The sequence below is a fragment of the Clostridia bacterium genome (assembly GCA_014360065.1).
Lineage (GTDB): Bacteria > Bacillota > DSM-521 > Neomoorellales > JACIYF01 > JACIYF01.
The window spans coordinates 1-7,498 of sequence record JACIYF010000116.1; the positions used below are offsets into that span (position 1 = coordinate 1).

The following is a 7,498-nucleotide window of genomic DNA, read 5'->3' on the forward strand; positions in this document are numbered from 1 at the left end:
CTCTTCCTCCTAGCCTTTCCTAAGTCCAGTTGCCCAGACCAACCAGCTGCAACCGTTTTAAGGCCAGGTGGCTCGCCGCCATCGGTCTAACCTATGCCGACTACCGAGCTTGGGATTCAGCTGCATTGAGTATACAATGGGCTCTTTTTCCGGTCAACCAATGAACTCAGTTTTCCAGAAAAGTATTTCTGCCGAGCAGGAATTATGGCACAAATAGCGAATGTAATTTACAAATACCAAAACGAATGGCTTCGGAGGAAAGGCCTTGAACCTGCTTGATATTGCCAGCACTAAGAAGAGGTCGATCGTGGATAAATGGTACGGGCAGATTATCGCCACCTACCCCGAGCCTACCGCCCGGTTTCTTGAAGGGGAACAGGATGCTTTTGCCAACCCGGTGGGCCACACCATCTACCGAGCCCTGGAAGGGCTGGTGGAAGGCTTCTTTCAAGGTGACGCCCGCTCGGAGGCAATTTCTGCCCACCTGGATAGCATTATCCGCATTCGAGCGGTCCAGGAGCTTTCGCCTTCAGAGGCCCTAGCCTTCATCTTCCAAGGCAAGCAGATTTTTAAAGAGGAGCTGGCCCAAGAGATCTCCGCCCAAAAGATTGCTCCTGAGCGTTTGGAAGCCTGGATCGATGGGTTGGCCCTGGATGCCTTCGACCTCTACCTGCAATGCCGCCAGCAAGTGTACGAGCTTAGGATCAAGGAAGTGAAAAATCGGGTATCAAGGCTCTTAGCGAGAGCAAAGCTCAGCCTGGATATTCCTAGTTGAGTAGGTGAAGCCATGGCATCGCTGCCCAAACCGGAAGAGCTCTGGCCGAAAACTTACCGTCCGCCCCGTAGCGGCTGGATGGATACGCCGGTGAGTTTCCGTCGCGGTACCTATTTGTATGGTGCCAAAGCTAAAAACTTAGAAGCGCTGGGCCTTCCCAACCCTCGGGAGTGGTCTCCAGAAGAGGAAGACTGGAAGCTCCCGAAAAACTGGCGGGAAATCATCCTTGACGGTCTGCGGGAGCGGCTAGGCCGCTTTCGCTCCCTGCAGATCTTCATGGATGCCTGCGTCCGCTGCGGGGCTTGTGCTGACAAGTGCCATTTCTTCATTGGTACCGGCGATCCCAAGAACATGCCGGTGCTGCGAGCCGAGCTCCTACGCTCAGTCTATCGCCGAGACTTCACCACCGCTGGCAAGCTGATGGGCAGGCTGGTGGGGGCTCGGGACCTCACCTTGGACGTGCTTAAGGAATGGTTTTATTATTTCTTCCAATGTAGCGAATGCCGCCGCTGCTCGCTCTTCTGTCCCTTTGGCATCGATACCGCCGAGATAACCATGATCGGCCGGGAGCTCCTCAACCTGGTGGGCTGTAACGTGGATTGGATTGCTGCCCCGGTAGCCAACTGCTATCGCACCGGCAACCACGTGGGCATCGAGCCCCACGCCTTCCGGGACATGGTGGATTTCTGCGTAGATGATATTGAGGACCGAACCGGCATCCGGGTAGAACCTACCTTCAACCGCAAAGGGGCGGAGATCCTTTTTATCGCCCCTTCGGGTGACGTGTTTGCCGACCCCGGCACTTACACTTTCATGGGGTACCTTTTGCTCTTCCATGCCATTGGTCTGGATTATACCCTCAGCACCTACGCCTCCGAAGGCGGCAACTTTGGCCTGTTTACCTCCCATGAAGTGATGAAAAGGCTCAACGCCAAAATCTATGCCGAAGCCAAAAGGCTGGGGGTTAAGTGGATCTTGGGCGGCGAGTGCGGCCACATGTGGCGGGTTATCCACCAGTATATGGATACCATGAACGGGCCGGCCGATTTCTTGGAGGAACCAGTCTCTCCCATCACCGGCACCAAATTTGAAAACGCTAAATCCACCAAGATGGTACATATTGTAGAGTTTACGGCCGACCTGATCAAAAACGGCAAGCTGAAGCTGGATCCCAGCCGCAACGATCACTGGCGAGTTACTTTCCACGACTCCTGCAACCCGGCTCGGGCCATGGGGCTCTTGGAGGAGCCTCGCTACATCATCAAGAACGTCTGCCGCCACTTTTATGAGATGCCGGAAAACACCATCCGGGAAAAGACCTTTTGCTGCGGCAGCGGATCCGGCCTCAACTCCGACGAGTACATGGAGATGCGGCTCAGGGGCGGTCTCCCCCGGGCCAATGCGGTCAAGTACGTCCAGGAAAAATACGGGGTCAATATGTTGGCCTGCGTCTGCGCCATCGACCGGGCGGTATTGCCGTCCCTCATGGACTACTGGGTCCCAGGAGTGGGCGTGGCCGGAGTTCACGAGCTGGTGGGCAACGCCCTGGTGATAGAGGGAGAAAAGGAGCGGGATACCGACCTCAGGGGGAATCCCTTGCCGGAAGCAAGAATCAGCAGCCAATGATGAACCAAACGTAGCCAACCCAGCACTCAACCTAGGACTCAACCTAACCCGACGAGGCGTTGGTTTTCCGGTCCGGTTGGGCTCCGCACCTACAGCCCCGATTTGAGTGCTGGGCAGCTGAAAGTGAATGCTAAGGAGGAAGGTCGGGATGCGCGATTTTCGTTATATACTCACCGGGCTAGCCATTTTCGTGGCGGTAGTGACTTTCCCCCTTTGGATCAATGCCGGCAAGGCGGCTCAACCTCCCGACCCCAGCCTGGATACTCCGGCTATTAATCAGCTGCCCAAAAAGCAGTGCATTGAAGCCACCGATTATATGCGGCAAAAGCACATGCAGCTGTTGGACCAGTGGCGGACCGAGGCTATTCGCGAGGGAAAGACCGTCTACACGGCTAGCGATGGCCAGAAATACCAAATCAGCCTGGAAAATACGTGCCTAAGCTGCCACTCCAACAAGTCGCAGTTTTGCGACCAATGCCATAACTACCTAGGGGTGGAACCCGATTGCTTTAGCTGCCACCAAGCGCCGGATGGAGGATGATCTAAATGGGCGTCTGATTGGCGGCCCAGCACTCAACTCACTGACCCGAGCTTGGGATCCGCGCCATACGCACCAAGATATTTGCAGGGCTGTAGTCTTGCGGTCGGTTGAGTGCTGGGCAGCGGAGGGCCAGGGCCCTAGGTTAGAAGTAAGTGAAGATGAGCAGTTGAGTGCTGGGTTTGCGGAGGAATGGGCATGCCAATTACCAGGAGAGAGTTCCTAAAATGGGGCGGGATTGTGCTTTTGGGGCTGGGCGCTTGGCCAACGGTGAGGGGTTTGGCGGCCAACCGATCCACCTACGAGGCCAACCCTCAAGCTTACTCTGGCCAGAAATGGGGCTTGGCCATAACCATGTCTACTTGCTGGCCTCATTACCAAGCTGGATGCCGGAAATGCTTTTTGGCCTGCCAGCGGGAGCACAATATCCCTGACATCGATAACCCCAAAGAGGAAATCAAATGGATCTGGACCGAGCCGTACGAGCGCGCTTTTCCTGAGCTTAATCAAAGCTATCTCAACCCTAGGTATAAAGGCCGCCCCTTTATTGTGCTCTGCAACCACTGCGACAACCCGCCCTGCGTGAGAGTCTGTCCCACCCAGGCTACTTTCAAGCGGCCCGACGGCATCGTGGCCATGGATTATCACCGCTGCATCGGCTGCCGCTATTGCATGGCCGCTTGCCCCTATGGGGCCAGGAGCTTCAACTTTCAGGACCCGCGGCCCTTTATCCGGGAGCCCAACCCGGCTTTCCCTACTCGGGAAAAGGGAGTAGTAGAGAAATGCAATTTATGCGCGGAAAGGATTGACCAAGGTCTAGTGCCGGCTTGCGTGGAAGCCTGCCCTTACGGGGCCATAGCCTTTGGGGATCTGGAGGATCCCACCTCCAACGTGCGCAAAGCTCTGTACGCTGTAGGCTACGCCATCCAGCGCAAGCCAGAGCTGGGCACTAAACCCAAAATATATTATTTGGTATAACTCAGGTGAAGTGCCCATGCGACCAACGGCACAACTAGGCCTCCAGCACCCAAGCAAGCAACTGGGAAGCGAGACAGCTTAGTACCATTGAGTGCTGGGCGGGCAGGGAGAAGTTTAAAGTGGAGGTTGGAAGTAGATGCTGGAAAAAGCTTTGAGGGGGAGCAAGGCCTACTGGGGCTGGATAATTTTCTTGTTGGCCCTAGTTAGCATCGGTTTTGCTTGCTACCTGGGGCAGCTCTCCCGCGGCCTCGCCATTACCGGCATGAGCCGGGATGTCTCCTGGGGGCTCTACATTGGCCAATTCACCTTTCTGGTGGGGGTAGCCGCCTCGGCAGTGATGGTAGTGCTGCCCTATTACCTCCATAATGTCAAGGAATTCGGCCGCATCACCATCCTGGGCGAATTTCTTGCAGTTAGCGCCATCATCATGTGCTTATTGTTCGTAATCGTTGATCTCGGTAAGCCCATGCGCCTCCTCAACATGATCCTGTACCCTACCCCCCGATCGATCCTTTTCTGGGATATGGTAGTGCTGACCGGATACCTCCTCCTTAACCTCATAACTGGGTGGCACGCTCTAGAGGCCGAAGCTAAAACCGTTACACCGCCCGGCTGGACCAAGATCCTAGTTTACATCTCTATCCCCTGGGCCGTCAGCATCCATACGGTTACCGCTTTCCTTTATGCTGGCCTGCCCGGCCGCCATTACTGGCTTACCGCCATCATGGCGGCTCGATTTTTAGCCTCAGCTTTTGCCTCGGGGCCGGCCCTATTGATTCTCCTAAGCTTTGTCATTAAAAGGGTCAGTCGCTTTGACCCTGGCCGGGAGGCCATTCAGAAGCTGGCCGGCATCGTCACCTACGCTACCGCCATCAGCGCCTTCTTTATCGGCCTGGAGTTTTTTACCGCCTTCTACAGCCAGGTACCAGCCCACGGCATGACCAGCCTGGCCTACCTCTTCTGGGGCCTTGAGGGCCACGGCAAGCTGGTGCCCTGGATGTGGGTGTTTGTGCTTCTTTTGGCGCTGGCCTTGGTGCTGCTCATCAATCCCCAAACCCGGGCACAGGAGAAGTGGCTTAAGCTGGCCTCAGCGGCTGTCTTTTTCGGCATGTGGATCGAAAAAGGGATCGGCCTCGTAATTGCCGGGTTTATTCCGAACCCCTTAGAAAAAGTGGTCGAGTACGTGCCTACCCTGCCCGAGGCCTTGATCGCCTTGGGAATCTGGGCGGCTGGGTTTTTGATTCTTACCTTGCTCTATAAGATAACCATTGCGGTTAAAGAGGAAACCGTCCAGTGAAGCCTAGTATCACCGCTCTGGCAGAAGCACAGGTGGTGTTTCACCGGTATTACCGAGGGAAATGAGGGGTTGGGTGTGAAGATGGGATTTTCGCTCTTGGTAGTTGCTATTTTGGTAGCGGCAGCCATATTGGGCTCGGCCATAAGCCAGCTGCAGTTCCTGTTGGCCGTGGTAGTGCCTTACGGGGCAGCCGCCACCTTCCTTTTGGGCCTAGTCTATCGAATCATCAAGTGGGGTCGGGTACCCGTCCCCTTCCGCATTCCCACCACCGCCGGCCAGCAAAAGTCCCTGCCCTGGATCAAAGCCAGCGCCTTGGATAATCCTTGGTCGGCACCTGGAGTGGCCGGGAGGATCGCCCTGGAAGTGCTGTTCTTCAGATCTTTGCTTAGGAATACTAGGACTGAAGTACACCTGGAGCCCAAGGGGCCAAAGCTGGCCTACCACTGGGAAAAATGGCTTTGGCTCGGGGGGTTGGTTTTTCACTGGTCGCTCTTTATTATCCTCATTCGCCACCTTCGCTTTTTTACCGAGCCAGTGCCGGCATTCATCACTGGGCTGGAGGGGTTAGATGGCTTTTTCCGGGTGGGCTTTCAAGGCCTGCTCTTGACCGATGTGGGGATCCTAGCAGCCGTTACTTATCTATTCTTGCGGCGGGCGCTCATCCCCCAGATCCGCTATATTTCCCTCCCCGGCGATTACGTCCCCTTGTTTTTGATCCTGGGTATAGCCATTTCCGGCATCCTGATGCGCTACTTCTATCGAGTGGATGTCACCGCCGTCAAGGAGCTGGCCATGGGGCTGGTAACCTTTAGGCCCGGGCTCCCAGCCGGACTGGGTACCCTCTTTTATGTCCACCTCTTCTTGGTCAGTAGTCTTCTAGCCTACTTCCCCTTCAGCAAGCTGGTGCACATGGGCGGCATTTTCCTTAGCCCCACCCGCAACCTGCCCAACAACAGCCGCGCTTTCCGGCACATCAACCCCTGGAACTACCCGGTTAAGGTCCATACCTATGAGGAGTATGAAGACGAGTTCCGGGACAAGATGAAAGCTGCCGGCCTGCCAGTGGAGCGAGAATAACCCTGCCAGTAACCGTCACCTGGAAAGGTTTCCTAGGTGCCCGGCACTGCTTCCTTAGCCCCACCCGCAACCTGCCCAACAACAGTCAAGGCAACCATAAACGTATTTTGCTGTGACCACCAAGGCAGGGCCTCCTTGTCGCCAGGTTTGCCCGGTGATAGTATAGGATCAGGGTATTTAATCGAGCTGACCAAAGGTGTTTTAGCAAGAGTGCGGGCTCGACGGGTGGCAGTGGCGCCGTCGGCGCAACAGAGGGACCCAAGACAGAGGAGGCTAGTTAGAGTTGGGAAGTGTAAAGGATCTGAGGATTGTAGAAGAAGCAACGGCAGAAGGCCTGGGGCGGGGACAGTTTATATTCTCCGACCGCTATTCGGTATTTGATTGGGGAGAAATGCCCGACCATATCCCCAATAAAGGCGCTGCCATTGCCCTTTTAGGCGCCTATTTTTTCGAGAAGCTAGAAGAAAAGGGCATCCGCACTCATTATCTGGGTCTGGTGGAGGATGGGGCCGTAAAAAGGCTTTCTCAGCTTAGGCAGCCAGCCAACACCATGGAAGTAAGGCTACTTGAGGTAATAAAGCCCCGGTTTGATGGCTGCCAATACGATTATTCCGCCTACCAGCATCGTCCCCAGGGCGGCTTTTTAATACCCTTGGAGGTAATTTATAGAAACTACCTTCCGGAGGGATCAAGCGTCTTTCGCCGCTTGCAAAAGGGAGAGCTGGCTCCCGAGGATCTGGGGCTAGCAGCCCCACCCGTTCCCGGACAAAAGCTAGAACCAGCTTTCATCGATTTTTCCACCAAACTAGAGATAACCGACCGGTATCTTAGCGCCAGCCAGGCCCAGGCCATCTCTGGCCTTAGCGACGCGGAAATGGTAGCCCTAAAGGATTTGGTGCTTGCCATTGAAAGCCTCATCACCCAAGAGTTCGCTCGAGTAGGCTTGGTGAATGAGGATGGCAAGTTTGAGTTCGGCCTGGATGAGGACCGAAATCTGGTGGTGGTGGATGTCCTGGGCACCTTGGATGAATGCCGGTTTACTTACCAAGGGCTGCCGCTCAGCAAGGAGATTGCCCGGATTTATTACCGCCAAAGTCAGTGGTACCAAGCCGTGGAGGAGGCCAAACAAAAGGATCGCCAGCATTGGAAAGAAATCTGTCGGCTTGGCCCGGAGCCGTTGCCGCCGGAGCTGAGAGCAGCCATTTCT

At 55.4% G+C, this 7,498-nt stretch carries 7 protein-coding genes; all 7 read left to right on the forward strand.

Translation table 11 applies throughout. From position 1 onward, the window contains the following. Nucleotides 1-265: 265 nt before the first annotated feature. The gene (locus H5U02_12705; protein MBC7343279.1) at nt 266-775 is read left to right on the forward strand and encodes an RsbRD N-terminal domain-containing protein; all 510 of its coding nucleotides are present in this window, start codon (nt 266-268) and stop codon (nt 773-775) included. 12 nt (nt 776-787) lie between these two features. Next, entirely contained in the window at nt 788-2,401 is a 1,614-nt protein-coding gene (locus tag H5U02_12710) for a (Fe-S)-binding protein (GenBank protein ID MBC7343280.1), read from the forward strand. A 148-nt stretch (nt 2,402-2,549) separates the two neighbouring features. Next, nucleotides 2,550-2,942: a sulfate reduction electron transfer complex DsrMKJOP subunit DsrJ gene (gene dsrJ, locus H5U02_12715; protein MBC7343281.1), complete on the forward strand. Its 393-nt coding sequence runs from the start codon at nt 2,550-2,552 to the stop codon at nt 2,940-2,942. A gap of 195 nt (nt 2,943-3,137) precedes the next feature. After that, on the forward strand, nt 3,138-3,917 hold the full coding sequence (locus tag H5U02_12720) for a 4Fe-4S dicluster domain-containing protein (protein ID MBC7343282.1): 780 nt from the start codon (nt 3,138-3,140) through the stop codon (nt 3,915-3,917). A gap of 136 nt (nt 3,918-4,053) precedes the next feature. Beyond that, on the forward strand, nt 4,054-5,214 hold the full coding sequence (nrfD, locus tag H5U02_12725; GenBank protein ID MBC7343283.1) for a polysulfide reductase NrfD: 1,161 nt from the start codon (nt 4,054-4,056) through the stop codon (nt 5,212-5,214). A 75-nt stretch (nt 5,215-5,289) separates the two neighbouring features. Next, nucleotides 5,290-6,291 carry a sulfate reduction electron transfer complex DsrMKJOP subunit DsrM gene (dsrM, locus tag H5U02_12730; GenBank protein MBC7343284.1) on the forward strand — a complete coding sequence of 334 codons (1,002 nt, stop codon included), beginning with the start codon at nt 5,290-5,292 and terminating at the stop codon, nt 6,289-6,291. A 283-nt stretch (nt 6,292-6,574) separates the two neighbouring features. After that, nucleotides 6,575-7,498 (forward strand): phosphoribosylaminoimidazolesuccinocarboxamide synthase (gene purC / locus H5U02_12735; protein ID MBC7343285.1); only part of this gene is annotated, 924 nt, incomplete at its 3' end.

Coding starts and splice junctions, on each gene's coding strand:
- H5U02_12710 (MBC7343280.1), top strand. CDS start 788: ATGGCATCGCTGCCCAAACCGGAAGAGCTCTGGCCGAAAACTTACCGT.
- dsrJ (MBC7343281.1), top strand. CDS start 2,550: ATGCGCGATTTTCGTTATATACTCACCGGGCTAGCCATTTTCGTGGCG.
- H5U02_12720 (MBC7343282.1), top strand. CDS start 3,138: ATGCCAATTACCAGGAGAGAGTTCCTAAAATGGGGCGGGATTGTGCTT.
- nrfD (MBC7343283.1), top strand. CDS start 4,054: ATGCTGGAAAAAGCTTTGAGGGGGAGCAAGGCCTACTGGGGCTGGATA.